16 protein-coding genes are annotated in these 19482 nt (G+C 33.2%); all 16 read left to right on the top strand.

What is annotated here, in order from left to right; translation table 11 throughout:
- Positions 1–356, top strand: a 356-nt coding sequence (locus tag EQG68_RS14090; protein WP_164975467.1) for a T9SS type A sorting domain-containing protein, incomplete at its 5' end; no start/stop codon positions are given.
- A 112-nt stretch (positions 357–468) separates the two neighbouring features.
- Positions 469–1215, top strand: coding sequence for a 3-oxoacyl-[acyl-carrier-protein] reductase (gene fabG / locus EQG68_RS14085; protein ID WP_129465529.1), 747 nt, complete (start codon positions 469–471; stop codon positions 1213–1215).
- Between the two features lie 406 nt (positions 1216–1621).
- On the top strand, positions 1622–3649 hold the full coding sequence (locus EQG68_RS14080; RefSeq protein ID WP_129465528.1) for a hypothetical protein: 2028 nt from the start codon (positions 1622–1624) through the stop codon (positions 3647–3649).
- A gap of 77 nt (positions 3650–3726) precedes the next feature.
- Complete coding sequence (locus EQG68_RS14075; protein WP_129465527.1) at positions 3727–4164, top strand: thioredoxin family protein; 438 nt, start codon at positions 3727–3729, stop codon at positions 4162–4164.
- A complete protein-coding gene (locus tag EQG68_RS14070) occupies positions 4161–5147 on the top strand; it encodes an FAD:protein FMN transferase (protein ID WP_129465526.1) in 987 nt (328 codons plus the stop codon). The genes EQG68_RS14075 and EQG68_RS14070 overlap by 4 nt, the downstream gene beginning before the upstream one ends.
- Before the next feature lie 52 nt (positions 5148–5199).
- Positions 5200–5409, top strand: coding sequence for a DUF4266 domain-containing protein (locus tag EQG68_RS14065; RefSeq protein WP_129465525.1), 210 nt, complete (start codon positions 5200–5202; stop codon positions 5407–5409).
- A 134-nt stretch (positions 5410–5543) separates the two neighbouring features.
- The gene (locus EQG68_RS14060) at positions 5544–6860 is read left to right on the top strand and encodes a DUF3570 domain-containing protein (protein WP_129465524.1); all 1317 of its coding nucleotides are present in this window, start codon (positions 5544–5546) and stop codon (positions 6858–6860) included.
- Positions 6861–6923: 63 nt separating this feature from the next.
- On the top strand, positions 6924–8522 hold the full coding sequence (locus tag EQG68_RS14055) for a Kelch repeat-containing protein (protein ID WP_129465523.1): 1599 nt from the start codon (positions 6924–6926) through the stop codon (positions 8520–8522).
- Positions 8523–8542: 20 nt separating this feature from the next.
- Positions 8543–9205 (top strand): response regulator transcription factor, encoded by a 663-nt coding sequence (locus tag EQG68_RS14050; RefSeq protein WP_129465522.1) that lies wholly within the window; start codon positions 8543–8545, stop codon positions 9203–9205.
- Positions 9198–10583: a sensor histidine kinase gene (locus EQG68_RS14045; RefSeq protein WP_129465521.1), complete on the top strand. Its 1386-nt coding sequence runs from the start codon at positions 9198–9200 to the stop codon at positions 10581–10583. The genes EQG68_RS14050 and EQG68_RS14045 overlap by 8 nt, the downstream gene beginning before the upstream one ends.
- A 73-nt stretch (positions 10584–10656) precedes the next feature.
- Entirely contained in the window at positions 10657–11013 is a 357-nt protein-coding gene (locus EQG68_RS14040; RefSeq protein ID WP_129465520.1) for a diacylglycerol kinase family protein, read from the top strand.
- A gap of 2 nt (positions 11014–11015) precedes the next feature.
- Positions 11016–12974 carry an LTA synthase family protein gene (locus tag EQG68_RS14035; protein WP_129465519.1) on the top strand — a complete coding sequence of 653 codons (1959 nt, stop codon included), beginning with the start codon at positions 11016–11018 and terminating at the stop codon, positions 12972–12974.
- Between the two features lie 84 nt (positions 12975–13058).
- Positions 13059–13436 (top strand): hypothetical protein, encoded by a 378-nt coding sequence (locus EQG68_RS14030; protein WP_129465518.1) that lies wholly within the window; start codon positions 13059–13061, stop codon positions 13434–13436.
- 87 nt (positions 13437–13523) lie between these two features.
- A complete protein-coding gene (locus EQG68_RS14025; RefSeq protein WP_129465517.1) occupies positions 13524–17861 on the top strand; it encodes a CusA/CzcA family heavy metal efflux RND transporter in 4338 nt (1445 codons plus the stop codon).
- 1 nt (position 17862) lies between these two features.
- A complete protein-coding gene (locus EQG68_RS14020) occupies positions 17863–18975 on the top strand; it encodes an efflux RND transporter periplasmic adaptor subunit (RefSeq protein ID WP_129465516.1) in 1113 nt (370 codons plus the stop codon).
- 10 nt (positions 18976–18985) lie between these two features.
- Entirely contained in the window at positions 18986–19480 is a 495-nt protein-coding gene (locus EQG68_RS14015; protein ID WP_129465515.1) for a hypothetical protein, read from the top strand.
- Positions 19481–19482: the final 2 nt, after the last annotated feature.

The raw sequence follows: 19482 nt of genomic DNA, 5'->3' as shown, positions 1-19482 counted from the left end.
TGGTTTTAGGTGATGAGTTTACAAACACAGCCAGTATTTATTTTGATTATAACTTTCCAATCATTACCAACACCACTTCCACAACGGTGGAAGAACCTTTAAGCAATCAAGATTTTGATTTTGAAACTAATTTTTCACTTTATCCAAATCCGGCAAAAGAGGTTTTAAACATCAAAGTAAAAAGCGAAATGGAAGTAAAATCAGTTTCTATTTACAACACACTCGGACAAATAGTAATGACAACCATTCATGCTGAAAATGGTGAGATAAACGTTTCAAACTTACAATCGGGAAGTTATTTTATAAAAGTGTTTACAGATAAAGGGAGCTCATCGGCAAAGTTCATTAAAAAATAATTTTATTAATTCAGAATATAAGCTCTACTTCGGTAGGGCTTTTTTATTTTAAAGCGAAAACTGAAAAGGATTTTCTTATATTTGCTTTATCAAAAAACAAACGACTTAAACCATGAAATTATTAGAAGGAAAAGTAGCCATCATCACCGGAGCCAGTCGGGGAATTGGTAGTGGAATCGCGAAAGTTTTTGCTCAACACGGTGCTAATGTGGCGTTTACGTATAGTTCATCAGCCGAATCGGCTATGGCATTGGAAAATGAATTAAACACTTTAGGTATTAAAGCCAAAGGATATAAATCAAACGCAGCCGATTTTACTGAAGCTCAAAAATTAGCTGATGATGTGTTGGCAGAATTTGGAACCATCGATATTTTAATCAATAACGCCGGAATTACTAAAGACAATTTATTAATGAGAATGTCTGAGGAAGATTTTGACAAAGTCATTGAAATCAACTTAAAATCAGTTTTCAACATGACCAAAGCGGTGCAAAAAGTAATGTTAAAAAACCGTAAAGGTTCTATTGTGAACATGAGTTCAGTGGTGGGTGTAAAAGGAAATGCAGGTCAAGCCAACTATGCCGCATCAAAAGCCGGAATGATTGGTTTTACGAAGTCAATTGCGTTAGAATTAGGCTCTCGAAATATTCGTTGCAACGCCATTGCACCCGGATTCATCGAAACCGAAATGACCGGAAAATTAAACGAAGAAGTGGTTCAAGGTTGGAGAGATTCTATCCCGCTTAAACGTGGCGGAACTCCGGAGGATGTGGCAAATGCCTGTCTTTTCCTGGCTTCTGACTTGAGTGCTTATGTCACCGGACAAGTGATGAATGTGGATGGGGGAATGTTGACGTAGTCAGTTTCCAGTCACAGTCGCAGTTTTCAGTCACAGTTTTCAGTCGCAGTTTTCAGTCGCAGTCGCAGTTTTCACACCTCGTTTGTCATTTCGCAAGATGACGAAGTCGAAATAGAAATCTCTCGCCTCGGCGAGCAATAAACCAGACAACTGACAACTGACAACAGAAAACAGATTAGAAGCTATTCCCGCTGTCCGTTACAAGTTTTTTAAGAAAAATTAAGTTTTGTAAGCCACACAAAGAGCTTCCGTTGGTCGCTTTTGTTTGGCAACAAAACTAAAAATTTTCCTTAAAAAAGCTTTACACTACCATCGGGGCTAAAAAGTGCTAAAAAGAAAAATTCATTTAAAATTGAGATTTGTCGTTATTCGTTAATCACCAATTACTAATCACTAATTACTAAAAATGACTACAACTACTGTGCTTTTACTCTTACTTTCAGTATTAATAGCCGGAGGAGTATCATTTTTTCAGTATTTCTACAAAACCAAAACCAATTCTAAAGTCTATTGGTTGTTAGCATTTTTGCGTTTTGTTGCTGTTTTTGGATTATTGATATTATTAATCAACCCAATTCTCACCCGAAAATCATTTGAAACCATCAAAATTCCTTTGCCAATTGTGGTCGATAATTCGTCATCAGTTATCGAATTAAAAGCGAATGAATCCGCTTTGGATGTTTATAAAAAATTGACTTCCAATGCCGATTTACAAGATAAATTTGAGGTACAATCCTATCAATTTTCTTCTGAATTAGAATCTTCGGAATCCTACGATTTCAAAGGAACGCAAACCCGAATCGATGGAGTAGGAAAGGGGCTCAAAAGCATCCACAAAAGTATCAATCATCCCACCGTCATTATTACGGATGGAAACCAAACCCAAGGAAACGATTATATTTATTCTTTTGACGAAAATAAAGCGGTATATCCGGTTGTGTTGGGCGATACAACGGCTGTTTTAGATTTAAAAATCAGTCAGCTCAACGTCAACAAATACGCTTTTTTGAAAAATAAATTTCCGGTGGAAGTGTTTGTCAACTATTCCGGAAATAAAAATGTGAATGCTACTTTTTCCATTTCACAAGGAAATACGGTTTTAAGTAAGCAAAATGTAGATTTTTCAAACAGTCAAAAATCAAAAGTAATCACTGTTTTATTACCTGCTGAAAAAGTGGGTGTTCAGGTTTTTAAAGCAACTATTTCCTCTTCAGAACAGGAAAAAAACACGTATAATAATTCCAAAAATTTTGCCGTAGAAATCATCGATCAAAAAACGGAAGTGGCAATAGTTTCATCGATTAATCATCCTGATATAGGAGCATTAAAAAGAGCTATTGAGTCCAATCAACAACGCAAGGTTTCGATTCTTAAACCCAGTCAAATCAAATCGTTGCAAGACTTTAACGTGTTGATTTTGTACCAACCAACATCTGAATTTAAATCCGTTTTTGAAAAAAATAATTTGGCTAATCTGAATACATGGATGATTACGGGCTTGCACACCGATTTCAATTTTTTAAATCAACAGCAAACGACTTTCGATTTTAAAATGAGTAGTCAACAAGAAGATTATTTGGCTACTTTTTCTTCGCAATTCAATCTGTTTGCCATTGACAACATTGGTTTTGAAAATTTTCCTCCCTTACAAAATCCGTTCGGAACGATTACGTCAAAAACGAATTATGATAAATTAATTGGTGCCCGAATTCGAAACGTAGAGCTTGATTCACCTTTATTGGCATACACCGAAAATCAAGGAAAACGTTCTGCTTTTTTATTGGGTGAAAACATCTGGAAATGGCGTTTGCAAAGCCACATTGACCAACAAAGTTTTCAGAAATTTGATGTGTTTATTGATAAAACTATTCAGTTTTTAGCTTCCAACAACGCAAGAAAATCTTTGGTCGTTACGCATGAGAACTTTTACAATTCCGGTGATGCTATTGAAATTAATGCTCAGTATTTCAACAAAAACTATGAATTTGACGACAATGCTCGTTTGTCCATTACGGTAAAAAATAAAGCAACGAATCAAACTAAATCGTATGATTTACTAAAATCAACCAATTCGTATAAAGTAAATTTTGACGGACTTTCAGCCGGAAATTATTCATTTACGGTTACTGAAAACAACTCCAAAACGTCGTATTCAGGTTTTTTTGACGTCTTAGATTTTGATATCGAAAAACAATTTGTAAATCCGGATTATGCCAAATTAAACCAATTGGCTACTCAAACCAAAGGAAAAACGTATTTGGCTAATCAAGTGGATGAATTAGTTCAATCGCTTTTAGCTAACGAAAATTACAAACCCATCCAAAAAGAAATCATCAAAAAAACACCTGTAATTGACTGGGTTTGGTTGTTAATCATCATAGTTTTGGCTTTAGGTACGGAATGGTTTATTCGAAAATATAACGGGTTATTGTAACTTAAGATTTACTTAATTACCCATTCACTTTCAATAATTGGACTGTTTTTCCGTTATTTTTACATAAAATTTGACGGATGAAAAATTATCTTCTTCTCGTATTACTATTCATGAATACGGTTTTATTGGCTCAAAATTGGCAGTCTAACTTTCAGGAAGCCAAAGTTATAGCTCAAAAAGAAAACAAAAATATTGTATTGGTTTTTTCCGGTTCCGATTGGTGTGCACCTTGTATGAAACTCGAAAAAAACATTTGGATGTCAGACGTATTTAAAGCGGAAGCTGAAAAAAATTGGGTAACTTATAAAGCTGATTTTCCAAAGAAAAAAGCGAATCAATTAGCTCCGGAATTAACTGAGCAAAATAAAAAGCTGGCTGAAAAGTATAACAAAGGAGGAAGTTTTCCATTGGTTGTATTGTTAGATCCCAATGGAAAAGTGTTAGGAATGACCGGTTTTAAAAACGTATCTGCCGAAGAATACATTCAATTGTTGCATAGTTTTGTCAAAAAATGAGAGGATTAATTTTTTATTTACTGGTGTTGATTGTGTCGGTTTCATCAGCTCAAATTGTGCATAGTAAAAAAACATTTATGCTTGGTAGTCCGTTTGAAATGACGGTTGTAGCAAACGATACCATTCAAGCAAATCAATATATTAATCAAGCTATAGAAGAGGTAAAACGCATTGAACATTTAATTTCAGATTGGATTCCAACAACACAAGTATCAAAAGTCAATCAAAATGCCGGAATTACGACCGTAAAAGTGGATCAAGAGGTATTTGAATTGATTGAAAGAGCCATTAAGATTTCGAAACTAACAAATGGGGCTTTTGATATTTCGTATGCTTCGATGGATAAAATTTGGAAATTTGATGGCAGTATGAAAGAAATGCCTTCAGAAGAAGCCATTAAAAATTCCGTAGCAAAGGTTGGTTATCAAAACATCATTTTAAACGAAAAAGAATCTACTGTTTTTTTAAAAAATAGAGGAATGAAACTTGGCTTGGGTGGCATCGGTCAAGGATATATTGCTGATAAAGTCAAAGCATTGTTACTTGAAAGTGGTTGCAAATCTGGAATTGTCAATGTATCGGGAGATGTTTTCGCTTGGGGCAAACAACCTGATGGGAAACCGTGGACGGTTGCTATCGTAAACCCAATGAATAAAAACAAAGTGTTTGCCACATTTCCTCTCGAAGACAGTGCGGTAGAAACTTCGGGTAGCTATGAAAAGTTTGTTTCGTTTAACGGAAAGCGTTATTCACATATTATAGATCCAAGAACAGGTTATCCTGCCACCGGAATAGTGAGTGTGTCGGTTTTTGCCAAAACCACAGAACTCGCCGATGCACTTGCTACCGGAGTTTTTGTTTTAGGTGTAGATACTGGACTTGATTTAATTAATCAACTTAAAGGAATTGAATGCATAATTGTGGATGATAAGGGCGTTGTGCATACCTCCAAAAATATTGACATGAAAAAATTTGAAAAATAATAATCAGATAATTTTTAAAAATTTTATAAATCTGTGTTCTAAAAATCCTAAAATGAAAAAAGTTACAATTTTAACCTTGATTCTTTTCATTCTCCAATCCTGTAATACGGTCAAAGAATATGAAAAAGAAAAAATAAACGACCCTGACATGAAATTAGCTGCTCGTTCCTCTGAACGTTTTGAAACCAATTTTCAAGTCTATCGCGAAGCAGCTGCCGGAGCCAATGGTGGTAAAACCGGAGGAGGGTGTGGTTGTAATTAGTTTAAAGTTTAAGAGTTTAAAAGGTTAAGGGTTTAAAAGTTGAAAAGGTTTTGAGAATAGTATAGATTATGAGTCTTAAAACATCTTTAATAATTTTTTCAATTTTTTAAATCTGTGTTCAAAAAAATATATTTATGAAAAATTGGTATTCATTCATTTTGTTATTCATCACATCATTGGGTTTTGCTCAAGTGAATGATTCTATAGAAGTGAGCTACAAAAAACGAGTGTTAGAATCCATAGAAGTAGATTTCCTGATGAGTTATTACAAACAAGACGGAATTCATTCAGCGGTTGCCGGTGGAAATGGAATGGAAGATTTAACCGATATTACACCCACAATTGTAGTAGCTGTTCCTTTAAACGACGACGATGTTTTAACGGTGGATATTGGAATTTCTGCCTATTCATCTGCTTCCTCGGGAAATATCAATCCTTTTGACAGTAATACGCCCAGTCCGTGGCAAGCCAGTTCAGGTGCTTCTGCTCAAGATGTGTTAACGACTTTGGTGATTAATTACAGTCATAGTTCAGATGACCGCAATACCATTTGGAACGCTCATATTTCGGGTTCGGTGGAATATGATTATTCTTCCATCGGTTTTGGTGGTGGATTAACCAAATTATTCAATGATAAAAATACGGAAGTAGGTATTGCTGCTAATGTATATTTAGATACTTGGAAGCCTATTTATCCAAAGGAGTTACAAGATTTTGCCGATAACGGTAATAATCTGAATGGGGGAATTTTTGATGATTTTACCGTCACAGGCAACACAAATTATGCTCCGACAAATTTTGTTTTTCATCCAGATAAAAACAGGAATTCTTTTGCAGTTTCACTAAGTTTTTCGCAGGTGCTGAATAAAAAGACTCAGATTTCAATATTTGCTGATATTTTACAACAACAAGGGTTACTTTCCACACCTTACCAACGGGTTTATTTTGCAGATGTTGACAATGCTTTTATCAATGAATTTCAATTGGCCGATGACATTGAGCGATTACCGGACAGCCGATTTAAATTGCCCATTGGTGCCCGATTGAATTATTATGTCAACGAAAAATTGGTAGTACGAACGTATTATCGTTTTTACACGGATAATTGGGGAATTTCCTCTCATACCGCCAGTTTGGAATTACCGTATAAAATTACCGATCGATTTACGCTTATTCCGATGTATCGTTATTATACGCAACAAGCTTCAACCTATTTTGCCCCGTATGAACAACATCTTTCCACTGACCAGTATTATACTTCTGATTATGACTTGTCAACCTTTGATGCTCATCAATATGGATTTGGCGTAAATTATACAGATATTTTTACCGCTGCAAAAATTTGGAAATTCGGAATAAAGAATATTGATTTCAGGTTTAATCATTACTCCCGAAGTGATGGTTTAGAGGCTAATATTGTCTCGTTTGGGATAAAATTTGTCATGCAATAATTAGGTAACATTAGTTACTCAAAATTAGTTTATTCTGAATTAAATTTGAGCAAAATTAATATCATGAAAACGTATATTTTATCATTATTGTTGTTGATTACACAAGTCAATTTTGCTCAAAATGAATTTAATTATTCTTTAGAATTAAACCCTGTTACAATTAATGGTTTACCAGGCTTGCATTCATTTGCTTTCGGACAAAGCGATGGAAAATGGCTCATAATTGGTGGAAGATTAGATGGTTTGCATGCCCGACAACCTTTTAATGCTTTTCCGGCATCTAATAATAATTCATCATTATATGTGGTTGATAAAATGACACAACAGAGTTGGTCAGTTTCATTATCCTCTTTACCAACCGGAATCAGAGAGCAATTACAGTCTACTAATATGAATTTTTATCAGGATGGTGATACGCTTTACATCATTGGTGGTTATGCATTTTCTGTTTCGGCCAATGATCACATCACGTTTGATAAATTAACGGCAATTGATGTACCAAATTTGATTAATGCCATAATCAATAACTTGCCAATTACGAACTATTTTAAACAAATCAGTAATACTATTTTTGCTGTAACCGGCGGACAATTAGGAAAAATTAATACTACTTTTTATTTAGTTGGCGGTCATCGTTTTGACGGTCGTTATAATCCAATGGGGAATCCTACTTTTACGCAAACTTATACGAATCAAATTCGAAAATTTACCATTGATAATTCCGGAACTCAATTGAGTTTTTCTTTAATTGAACAAATCACAGACCCAATCCATTTGCATCGAAGAGATTATAATTTAGTTCCTCAGGTTTTTCCCGATGGTGAATTGGGTTATACCATTTCATCCGGTGTTTTTCAAATTAACCAGGATTTACCTTTTTTATATCCGGTAGATGTAAAGGCTAGCGGTCATGTTCCACAAACTTCTTTCAATCAATATTTAAGTAATTACCACAGTGGCTCGGTTGGATTATTTCAAGCAGAGTCCAATACGATGCATAATCTATTTTTTGGTGGAATGAGTCAGTATTATTACAACGGAACAACTTTGGTACAAGATAATTTGGTTCCTTTTGTAAAAACAATTAGTAGAGTTACTAGAGAAGCAAATGGTAATTTAACTGAATATAAACTACCCGTCGAAATGCCTTTGTTAAATGGTGCCGGAGCCGAATTTATTCCGAATTTGAGTTTGCCACGTTTTTCAAATGAAGTGATCAAATTAGATGACATTGTAGATGATGAATTTATCATTGGTCATTTGGTGGGTGGAATCAGTAGTAGTTCTTTGAATCCTTTTTCGGTAAATCAAACCAATACCACTTCAGCCAACCCAACCGTTTACGAAGTAAAATTGATTAAAGAGCCATCCATGTCAATTCCTGTGCAAAATAGTCAAAATCCAATATCATTTACAATCGCTCCAAATCCAATCAAAGGAAGTGAATTAGAGATGGAATTTGAGGTCCCCTATGAAGCGGATTTATCATATTTTATTACTTCGCTTGACGGAAAAATACTTAGTGAAGGTGAGATTACGGATTTTCATTCGGGAAAAAACACAATGCAATTTGTTTTGCCTCAAAAAATGACAGCAACGTTTATTCTTACGCTAGTTTTTGATAATAAATTTTACTCTTCTCAAAAAATAATGGTAGAGTAAAGATTACCTAATTTTATGAAATGAAAATATTAATAATAGAAGACGAATCCGGAATCGCATCTTTTTTAAAGCAAGGACTTGAAGAGGAGAATTATGATGTTTCCCTGGCAATGGATGGTCAGGCAGGTTTACATAAAGCACAATCTGAACAACCGGATTTAATTCTGTTAGATTGGATGTTGCCCAAATTATCAGGTTTAGAAGTTTGCCAAGCAATCCGAAAAAATGATAAATCAACCCCAATTCTTTTTTTAACCGCAAAAGATACTATCCAAGAAACCATTGAAGGGTTAAAAGCCGGAGCCAATGATTATATTAAAAAACCATTTTCTTTTGAAGAATTGTTGGAGCGTATTAAAATTCATTTCAGAAATAAAAACGAAAATAAAGTCCTAACGTTAGGCAATATTGTTCTGGATAAAAATACTTTTCAAGTTTTTGTTGATAAAAAAGAAGTAAATTTGACACAACGAGAGTTTGAATTATTGGCCTATCTTATTAAAAATAAAGGTCATGTATGCACCAGAACCAATATTATTGAAGATGTTTGGGACATTCATTTTGAATATGATACGGGAGTAATTGATGTATTTATGAATGCCATTCGAAAGAAGTTAAACCTAACAAAAGAACAGGAACTCATCAAGACTATTCGTGGAGTAGGCTATATTGCAAATGATTAAATATTTTAATTTTTCTTTTAAAAACAGAATTGCCTTTAACTATATCGTTAGTAGTGCAGTATTTATTGCTCTTGTCTTTATAGCCATTTTTCAAGTGGTAAAATTTAGTGTAAATGAGCACATTAATGACGAAGTCTACGAAGAATTAATAAAACACTTGGATGATGTCACAACGGATGAAAATGAAACTTATCTCATTCAGGTGGATCAATGGAAAGCAAGGGAGCATAATTCTATCAGTGTTAATCCGGTTTTTGTTCAGTTTTATGATAACAATGGAGAAACAATTGATAAGTCTCCCAATTTGAAAGAAATTGATTTGGTACTTTTTGATCGTTCAAAGAATGATGTTTTTGTAAATTCTGAATTGAATTCCATTCCTATCAGACAAATTCAAAGACCAATTCTCAATCAAAATAAAGTGGTTGGTTTTATTGTTGTTGCCATGTCAATGGAAGATTTTGAAATTGTATTGATTTTAAAAAATATTCTGCTGATTACTTTTCCCTTAATTCTTTTTTTATTGTTTTTGATGGCCCGATTTTTTGCCGGAAGAAGTATTAAACCTGTTCAAACAATAATTGAAACCTCAAATCAAATCACTAAAGACAATTTAAAAACACGCATTCCATTACCCCAAAATAAAGATGAATTATTTGTTTTATCTGAAAATATAAATAGCCTTTTAAACCGAATTGAAAATGCGGTAGATAGAGAAAAACAATTTACATCTGATGCTTCGCATGAATTGAGAACGCCTTTAGCAGTGATAAAGGGAACCATGGAAGTATTGATTCGAAAACCGAGAAATGAAGCGGAATACAAAGAGAAAATTCGATTTTGTATTGATGAAATAGATCGATTGAATACTATGGTGGATCAATTGTTATTATTAGCCCGATTTGAAAATCAAAAAAGTAATAGCAAAAAAGAGATTGTGTATTTAAACGCTTTGGTTTTAGATACACTATCTCGTTATTCAGATAAAATTGAAGCCAAAAAAATTACTGTCATTACACATTTTGATGACGATATTTATGTGGAATCAGATAATTACCTCTTATCTATTATTATAGAGAATTTAATTTCCAATGCAATAAAGTATAATAAGCATAATGGTCATATTACAATTAAATTGTCATCAGCATCCGGTCATATTTTACTTTCAATAGAAGATTCAGGTATAGGAATTTCTGATGAAAATATGGAGAAAATATTTTTACCCTTTTATCGCTTGCATAGTACTGAATATCCTTCCATCAAAGGAAATGGGATAGGACTTTCAATCGTAAAACGTTTATGTGATATATTAAATATAAAAATTGTTGTCAAAAGCAAGTTAAATAACAGTACAACTTTTCTACTTCATTTTAATTAAATCTTAATTTTCTATTAAGTAATTCCTAAGCATTTTCTGGGCTTACCACCATACATTTGATTAAAAAAATAGTATGAAATCATTTGTAATCGGACGAATAAAAAGCCTGAAATTTGCTTTATACGGCATGTTTTTATTAGTAAAAACAGAGCATTCTATTATTACTCAAAGTTTACTTTCCCTACTATTAATTGCAATTGGTTTTTACATTGATTTATCCAAATTAGATTGGATTATTCAATTGTTTTGTATGGCATTTATCTTGGCAATAGAAAGTTTAAACACAGCCGTAGAAAAACTTTGTGATTTTGTACATCCTGATTATCATCCTAAAATTGGTTTCATAAAAGATATTGCAGCCGGAGCAGTATCTTTTGCTGTTCTAATTTCTATTGTTATACTTTCCATAACCTATTATTCTTATTTATAGTTATGAATTTTAAATTATTATATCAACGATACCTGGTTGCCATTTATTTTTTTATTGGCTACTTAATTCTAGCAACTTTTGTGAGAACAATTTTAGCAGTAATATCAATTGATAAATTAGAATTATCAATTTATTCTGCCGTTAAAATTTTTGGAAAAGGATTTTTATTTGACTGTACTGTTGGGATTTCATTTTTAAGTGTCTATATTTTATATTTAACATTTTTTCCTTCAAAGTGGATTGGTACTACATTTGATATTATCTTAAATTATTTTATACTATCGTTATTGTTTTTTATTGTTTTGTTCTCATTTTTTGCTGAGTTTCCTTTTTGGGATGAATTTAATACAAGATTTAATTTTATAGCGGTAGATTATTTAATTTATACGTATGAAGTGGTAGCAAACATTAATCAATCCTTTCCCATACCGGTTATACTTTTAATTTTGCTTAGTATTATTTTGATCATTTTTTATTTTTTGAGAAAGCATAAAATTTTTCAGCAACTATTTAGTTCAAAGCCAAAATTTTCAAATCGATTTTCAATCTTTTTTGTTTTTATTCTTATAGAAATCAGTTTGTTAACAATCGTAGAAAACAAATCAGCAGAATGGAGCACAAATACTTATGAAAATGAACTTTCAAAAAATGGTGTGTTTTCTTTTTTTGCCGCTTACCGTTCTAATGAATTGGATTATGATTTGTTTTATGTCAAATTAGACAAAAAATTGGCATATCAAATCGTTAAAACAGATTTATTGTCTTCCGGTGAAAAATTTACTTCCAAAAAATATGATGATATATCAAGAGTTATTGAAGGAACTGACGATATAAAACCAAATATTATATTGATTTGTATAGAAAGTTTAAGTGCTGATTTTTTAAAAGAATTTGGAAATTCAGAACAATTAACAACAACAATTGATCAACTTGCGAATGAAGGAATTTTATTCAAAAACATGTATGCAACAGGAACAAGAACTGTTCGTGGTATGGAAGCTTTAACGCTGTGTGTTCCACCAACCCCGGGAAATAGCATCGTGAGAAGACAAAATAATGATAATTTATTTTCCGTTGCAACCGTATTAAAACAAAAAGGCTACCAACTCGATTTTATTTATGGAGGTGATGGTTATTTTGACAACATGAACACTTTTTTTGGCGGTCAAGGATTTGACATCAATGACAGAGATAGGGGAAATCCATTATCTGACGAAATTACAACTAAAAGAACATCTATTCCTGATAGCGAAGTAACCTTTGAAAATGCATGGGGAATTTGTGATGAAGACATATACTATCAATCTCTTAAAAAGGCTGATTTAGAATCTGCTTCCAATCATCCTTTTTTTCAATTTATTATGACAACTTCCAATCATAAACCTTATACTTTTCCTGATAATAAAATTAATTTAAAACAGGGAAATAGAGAAGCCGCTGTAAAATATACTGACTTTGCATTAGGACAATTTATCAAACAAGCTAAAACAAAAAAATGGTTTTCCAATACTGTTTTTGTTATTGTTGCTGATCATTGTGCCAGTAGTGCCGGTAAATGGGAAATTAATGTTGATAAACATCATATTCCGGCAATAATCTATAATTTGAATCAAAAAAATGAAAAAATAGACAAATTAGTTTCCCAAATTGATGTAATGCCTACACTTTTTGGTTATTTGAATTGGAAGTATAATTCGAGTTTTTTTGGGAAAGATATCTCTAAGATGAATTCTTCTGATGAAAGAGCTTTTATGGGCAATTACAGAACATTAGGACTATTAGAAGGAACTACATTTACCGAAATCAATGACCGAAAAAAAGTAATTCAATACCATTGGAACTCAAATAATAAAGTTTTAGAACCAAAAAAAATCATAAACGATTCCCTAAGAAACAAAACTATTTCCTATTATCAAATAGCAAGTGAACGCTTTAAAAATGGAAAAATGAAAGTTAGATAGTGTTTTAACATTAAGTAGTTCTTAAGCAAAACATCGTTTTTATTCACTATATTTGTATTGTATTTAAAGCATTACAAACTGATAATGAATAAATTAATTGCCATCTTTCTTTTATTGGTTTTTATGTGTGCCAACACATCGATAGGGCAATTATTCAAAATTCCAAACCTAATTGAGCATTACAACGAACATAAAAGTGAATCCACTGATACTTCCATTTCATTTATTGATTTTATAAAACTGCATTATTCTAACAATGCAGAGCACAGTCATGAAGAACACCACGATTTACCTTATAAGACGTTAGAAAATTCAACATCAATAGTATATTTCACATTAATTGAAAATAACCTATTTGAAACTATTACCTTTTTCTATCCAAGAAAAAAAATAGTTGGTTACTCTTCTACTTTTAAATCAAATTTACTTTCCTCCATTTGGCTTCCGCCAAAAATAAACTAACATTTTGTATTAAAAATCAAAATTGATTTGATGTATTTGTTTGTTTATCAAATAAATACTATTTGTTTAGTTTAATTATATCAAAAAATGTTAGAAAAAATAATTGCTTTTAGTTTAAAAAATAAACTAATAATTCTCCTGTTTACATTGGGTATTTTAGGATTTGGATTGTTCTCTGTTTTCCAAATATCAATTGGAGCGGTGCCGGATGTCACCAACAATCAAGTACAAGTGATTACCACTTCAAGAAATCTTTCCACACAAGATATTGAACAATATATTACCTATCCGGTGGAATTGGAAATGGCCAATTTACCGGGCGTGACCGAAATTCGTTCCATTTCTAAATTTGGATTATCTGTCGTAACCATCGTTTTTGAAGATGAAATTGGAACGTATTTACCTCGCCAATTGATTGCCGAAAAAATAAAAACCGCCTCTGAAAAAATCCCACAAGGTTTTGGAACGCCTGAAATGGGACCCATAACAACCGGCTTAGGTGAAGTATATCAATATACGTTGGAGGTACAACCGGAATTTAAAGACCGTTATTCTATCACCGATTTACGCACTATTCAAGATTGGGTGGTTAAACGCCAATTATCCGGAATTAAAGGCGTTGTAGAAATCAATACATGGGGTGGTTATTTAAAACAATACGAATTGGCCATCAACACATCCAGTTTGAAAGCGATGAATATTGCTGTTTCGGATGTTATTACCGCTTTAGAAAAAAACAATAGTATTGCCGGAGGTTCCTATATTGAAAAAACCAATCAAAGTTATTTTATTCGTGGTGAAGGCAAGATTAATTCAATAGACGACATTGAAAATATTGTCATCAAAAATGATTCCGGTACGCCAATTTATTTAAAAAATATTGGTAAAGTTCAATTTGGGCATGCCAATCGTTTTGGAGCGATAACCGGTAATGGTGAAGGTGAAAAAGTACTCGGTCAAGTCATGATGCTCAAAGGAGCTAATTCCAAGCAAGTCATTGAAGACGTCAAACACCGTGTCACTGAAATTGAAAAAACGCTCCCCGAAGGGGTTTATATCAATGGGTTTTTAGAACGAAGTGAATTGGTAGGGAAAACAACATTCACTGTGGCAGAGAACCTGATTTTAGGTTGTTTAATTGTCATTTTTGTCGTGGTTTTATTGTTGGGAAATTGGCGTTCAGGTTTAGTTGTGGCCTCTGTTATTCCACTTTGTTTACTTTTTGCTATTTCTTTTATGAATATTTTCGGAATCGATGCTAATTTAATGAGTTTAGGAGCTATCGATTTCGGAATCATCATTGACGGTGCGGTCATTATTGTTGAGTTTATTGCCTTCCAAATTGCACATAAATCCAAACATTTAGTAGGTTTAGCTAAAGAAGAACGTCAGATGGAAATAGACCAAATAACGTATAAAAGTGCTTCCAAAATGATGAATTCTGCCGTATTTGGTCAGTTAATTATTCTCATCGTTTTCATTCCTATTTTATCCCTTTCCGGAGTGGAAGGTAAAATGTTTAAACCCATGGCTATGACGTTCAGTTTTGCCTTGTTGGGTGCCATGTTGCTTTGTTTTACATATGTACCGGTGGCTGCTTCTTTGTTTTTAAAACCGAAAGAAGAAAATCCCAATTCAATTTCTAATCGATTAATTAATCAGTTGAACAGTTGGTATTTACCGGTCATGAAATGGTCTTTAGTTAATGCCAAAAAAGTTTTAGTAGGAGCAGTAAGTTTATTGTTTTTTGCCATCGTATTATTTTCAACCATGGGTGGAGAGTTTATTCCGCAATTGGATGAAGGCGATTTTGTCATTCAACCTGTTTTAAAAACCGGAACTTCATTGTCTAAAACAATCGAAACGACAACCCAAATTGAATCCATTATTTTAAAAAACTTCTCTGAAGTTTCGCAAGTTGTCAGTAGAATAGGGGCGGCAGAAGTACCAACTGATCCAATGAGTATGGAAGAAAGTGATATTATTGTCAAATTAAAACCAAAATCAGAATGGGTTTCTGCAACTTCAAAAGACGAATTAGCGGATAAAATTAAAACCGCTTTGGAAGCACAAATCCCAAACATGGAAATCGAATTCACTCAACCCATTGAAATGCGGTTCAACGAATTAATTTCCGGTTCACGGTCTGATGTGGCTATTAAAATTTTTGGTGATGACTTAGACGTTTTAGCCAAAAAAGCACATGAAATTGAGAAAGCAATTAAAAATGTAGAAGGTGCTTCTGATGTCATCATTGAAAAAACAGAAGGTTTACCCCAAATGTTTGTGCAATATGACCGAACGAAAATTGCCCGATACGGATTGAACATTGCCGATTTGAATGAAATGATTGCTTTAGGCTTTGCCGGAAAAACAGTTGGTAATGTTTTTGAAGGTGAAAAACGATTTGATTTGGTCATTCGTCTAGACAAACAAAACAGAACGGATATTGAAGACATTCAAAATTTATTTGTGTCAACTCCTAATGGCGACCAAATTCCTTTGCGAGAATTGGCTAATATTACTTATACAGAAGGTCCGGCCAAAATTTCACGTGACAATACCAATCGTCGCATTGTGGTGGGAATCAATGTCAGAAACAGAGATTTACAAAGTGTGGTTGAAGATGTAAAAAAACAAATTGAGTCCAAAGTCACGTTACCTTCCGGTTACCGAATCACTTATGGTGGTCAATTTGAAAATTTAGAAAGTGCCAAAGCAAGACTGTTAATTGCTGTTCCAATTGCTTTGTTTTTAATATTTGTGTTGTTGCATTTTGCTTTTGGATCCATTAAAGAAGCATTGATGGTGTATTCAGCTATTCCATTATCGGCTGTGGGTGGTGTTTTGTTCCTATGGTTGAGAGATTTACCCTTTAGTATATCTGCCGGTGTTGGATTTATTGCTCTTTTCGGAATTGCTGTACTGAATGGAATTGTGTTAATCGAACATTTTAAAGAACTAAAACACTACGGAATGAAAGACATGAATGAATTAATTCTGAAAGGAACAAGCGACCGATTACGTCCGGTTATATTGACCGCAGCGGCCGCCGCTTTAGGATTTTTGCCAATGGCAATTTCCTCCGGTGCCGGAGCAGAAGTACAACGCCCATTAGCAACAGTTGTGATTGGTGGTTTGTTTACGGCTACTTTATTAACCATGATCGTTCTACCGTTATTATTTAAAATTTTTTACGAAAAAGAATTTAAAAAACCGAAATTCAAAAAGCATGTTAGTGGAACGTATTGTTTGGTATTTTTCCTTTTTACAGGTGTAGGATTCGCTCAGCAAAATCCTTCAGAGTTAGATTCAATTATGGCAAGAGCATTTCAAAATAATGCGGCCTTAAAATCAGGAAAATTACAAATTGATAAAGCAAATGCTGCCATTCAAACGGCTTATAGTTTTGATAAAACAACCCTTTACTACAGTTATGATCAAAATAATTTAGCATTAAATAATCTTCCCTTAAAGGTTTTTGGTGTGCAGCAATCATTTGCATTTCCTACTGTTTATGGAGCTCAAAGAAAGGTAATGCAATCAGAATCCGAGATTCAAAAAGCCTCATTTGAATTGCAAAAAAATGAATTGCAAAACAACATTTCCAAAGTATATCATCAAATCGTTTATATTCAACACCAAGAAAAACTGTATCGTTATTTGGATAGCTTGTACCAAAATTTTTCCAAAGCCAGTAACCGTCGTTTTGAATTGGGTGAAACCAATTATTTAGAAAAAATAACTGCGGAAGCGAAGTTCAGGCAAATCCAAACAAAGCTTACTCAATTGGAAAAAGAAAAAAAGGCACAACTTCAACTACTTCAATCGTTTGTGCAGACTGAGGAACAAATAGTTGTTCAATCCAATACAATCGTACCGATGATTGAACTTCAACAATCCAAAAGTCAAGGACTTTATCAGGCTTATTTGGAAAGTGTTTCTAAAAAATACCAAACCAATGAAAAATTGCAGAAACAAAATTGGTTACCCGATTTGAATTTGGAATATTTTCAGGGAAAAAATAACGGTTTATCGCAATCATTATATGGTTTTCAAGTAGGTATTGCTGTTCCAATTTTATTCAACGGAAACCTTGCCAAATCAAAAGTGGCGAAGTTAGAAGCACAAGCTTGGGAACAACAAAAACAACATGAAACGATTAAAATAGCATCGCATTTTACTCAGAAGCAAAATGAATTAGAACAGCATTTGCAAGCCATTGATTATTATACTCAATTTGGTAAAAAAGTAGCTGAGGAAATCATAAAAGTAGCCAACCTAAGCTATCAACAGGGTGAAATTGATTTCTTTCAATACATCATGAGTTTAGAAAATGCCACCTCAATTCAAGTTGATTACTTATCGGCGGTCAATCAATACAATCAAACACAACTCGATATTCAATACTTCAATAATCAATAAAATGAAAAATACAATTATAGCTCTCACAATGGCATCATTTTTACTTTCTTGTAAACAAGAAGTAAAAGAAGAAAAGACAATGGAAGACGGGTTAATTACCGTCACTCCACAACAATTTGAAGCAAGTAAAATGGAAATTAGTTCTCCGGTGGAACAAGATTTTGACGTTGTTGTTCAAGCTTCAGGAAAAATTGATGTACCACCGCAATACAAAGCCAAAATTTCTCCGTTTGTGGGTGGTTACGTAAAATCAACATCCTTGTTAATTGGAGATAAAGTAACCAAAGGTCAAGCTTTAATTACCCTTGAAAATACAGAATACTTGGATTTGCAAAAAGATTATGTGGAAGTGGCTGAGCAAATCAATTACCTAAAATCAGAATACGAGCGTCAAAAAACATTATTTGAGGAAAAAATTACTTCTCAAAAGAATTATTTAAAAGCAGAAAGTGATTACCGTCAGGCGAAAGGAATGTATCAAGGTTTACGCGAAAAATTATTGTTGTTAAATATAAATCCTGCAAATGTAGAAAGAGGAAAATTCACTTCTCTCATTACGTTAACTTCCCCAATTACAGGTGATGTCACAAAAATGAATGCTAATGTCGGGATGTTTATATCTCCATCCGATGTGATGATGGAAATAGTGAATACCGATCATTTAATGGTAAACCTGACTATTTTTGAAAGTGATATTTTAACCATCCAACAAGGACAAAAAATTCGTTTTTCTATTCCGCAAGCCAGTAAAGAACAATTTTATTCTACCGTTCAAACAGTAGGTAAATCCATTGAAAATGAAGACAGAAGTATTTCGGTGTATGGAACTTTACAGAAAGTACAAAAAGAAAAATTACTTTCAGGCATGTTTGTAGAAGCCAAAATTGTTACGGCCACAAAAAAAGGATGGAGTGTGCCAAAAGACGCTATTTTCAAAGAGGATAATAAATATTTTGTACTTTTAGGGCAACAAAATCAAGACCACTATTTGTTTAGAAAAACGTTGATTGAAATTGGCGAAGTAACTGAAAAATTTACAGAAATTAAACTCAATCAAAACGTTAACCAAAATTCAAAAATACTAACCAAAGGTGTCTATGAACTAACCAATTAAAATTTTTCTCATGAATCAAGCTCATTTGCACATGGTTTTTAACCATTTTCCCATTATCGGATTATTTTTCGGAACCGCAATTTTACTCTATGGTATCCTAAAAAAACAAACCATTCTAATCAACACGGCTTATATCATGTTTATTTTTTGCATGATTATGGCCAAAGCCACCATGATGACCGGCGAAGGTGCTGAGGAAATTGTAGAAGAATTAGGTATTTCTCACGACATCATTCACGAACATGAAGAATTAGCAGAAAAGTATATGAAAGTGTTGTATGCTTTAGGATTACTATCAATAGCAGGATTAGTTGCCAATAGCAAAAAGCATGCAAAAGCAAGTTTGGTTTCTTATATTGTACTTTTATTAGCCGTTGCGGGAGTAGTATTTTCTAAGTTTGTGGGAACTTCCGGTGGTGAAATCCGACATACGGAAATTCGTGAAGTTGCTACTAATCAAACTAATGAAATTGAACATTCGGAGCATCACAACGATGATCATTAATT

This window comes from Flavobacterium piscinae (assembly GCF_004122145.1).
Taxonomy (GTDB): Bacteria; Bacteroidota; Bacteroidia; order Flavobacteriales; family Flavobacteriaceae; genus Flavobacterium; species Flavobacterium piscinae.
The sequence above is the reverse complement of the archived record's forward strand: the minus strand, read 5'-3'. Positions and strand labels throughout refer to the sequence as shown.

What these genes read in the sequence shown, in the direction of transcription:
- fabG (WP_129465529.1), top strand. Translation starts at nt 469, where the DNA reads ATGAAATTATTAGAAGGAAAAGTAGCCATCATCACCGGAGCCAGTCGG.
- EQG68_RS14080 (WP_129465528.1), top strand. Translation starts at nt 1,622, where the DNA reads ATGACTACAACTACTGTGCTTTTACTCTTACTTTCAGTATTAATAGCC.
- EQG68_RS14075 (WP_129465527.1), top strand. Translation starts at nt 3,727, where the DNA reads ATGAAAAATTATCTTCTTCTCGTATTACTATTCATGAATACGGTTTTA.
- EQG68_RS14070 (WP_129465526.1), top strand. Translation starts at nt 4,161, where the DNA reads ATGAGAGGATTAATTTTTTATTTACTGGTGTTGATTGTGTCGGTTTCA.
- EQG68_RS14065 (WP_129465525.1), top strand. Translation starts at nt 5,200, where the DNA reads ATGAAAAAAGTTACAATTTTAACCTTGATTCTTTTCATTCTCCAATCC.
- EQG68_RS14060 (WP_129465524.1), top strand. Translation starts at nt 5,544, where the DNA reads ATGAAAAATTGGTATTCATTCATTTTGTTATTCATCACATCATTGGGT.
- EQG68_RS14055 (WP_129465523.1), top strand. Translation starts at nt 6,924, where the DNA reads ATGAAAACGTATATTTTATCATTATTGTTGTTGATTACACAAGTCAAT.
- EQG68_RS14050 (WP_129465522.1), top strand. Translation starts at nt 8,543, where the DNA reads ATGAAAATATTAATAATAGAAGACGAATCCGGAATCGCATCTTTTTTA.
- EQG68_RS14045 (WP_129465521.1), top strand. Translation starts at nt 9,198, where the DNA reads ATGATTAAATATTTTAATTTTTCTTTTAAAAACAGAATTGCCTTTAAC.
- EQG68_RS14040 (WP_129465520.1), top strand. Translation starts at nt 10,657, where the DNA reads ATGAAATCATTTGTAATCGGACGAATAAAAAGCCTGAAATTTGCTTTA.
- EQG68_RS14035 (WP_129465519.1), top strand. Translation starts at nt 11,016, where the DNA reads ATGAATTTTAAATTATTATATCAACGATACCTGGTTGCCATTTATTTT.
- EQG68_RS14030 (WP_129465518.1), top strand. Translation starts at nt 13,059, where the DNA reads ATGAATAAATTAATTGCCATCTTTCTTTTATTGGTTTTTATGTGTGCC.
- EQG68_RS14025 (WP_129465517.1), top strand. Translation starts at nt 13,524, where the DNA reads ATGTTAGAAAAAATAATTGCTTTTAGTTTAAAAAATAAACTAATAATT.
- EQG68_RS14020 (WP_129465516.1), top strand. Translation starts at nt 17,863, where the DNA reads ATGAAAAATACAATTATAGCTCTCACAATGGCATCATTTTTACTTTCT.
- EQG68_RS14015 (WP_129465515.1), top strand. Translation starts at nt 18,986, where the DNA reads ATGAATCAAGCTCATTTGCACATGGTTTTTAACCATTTTCCCATTATC.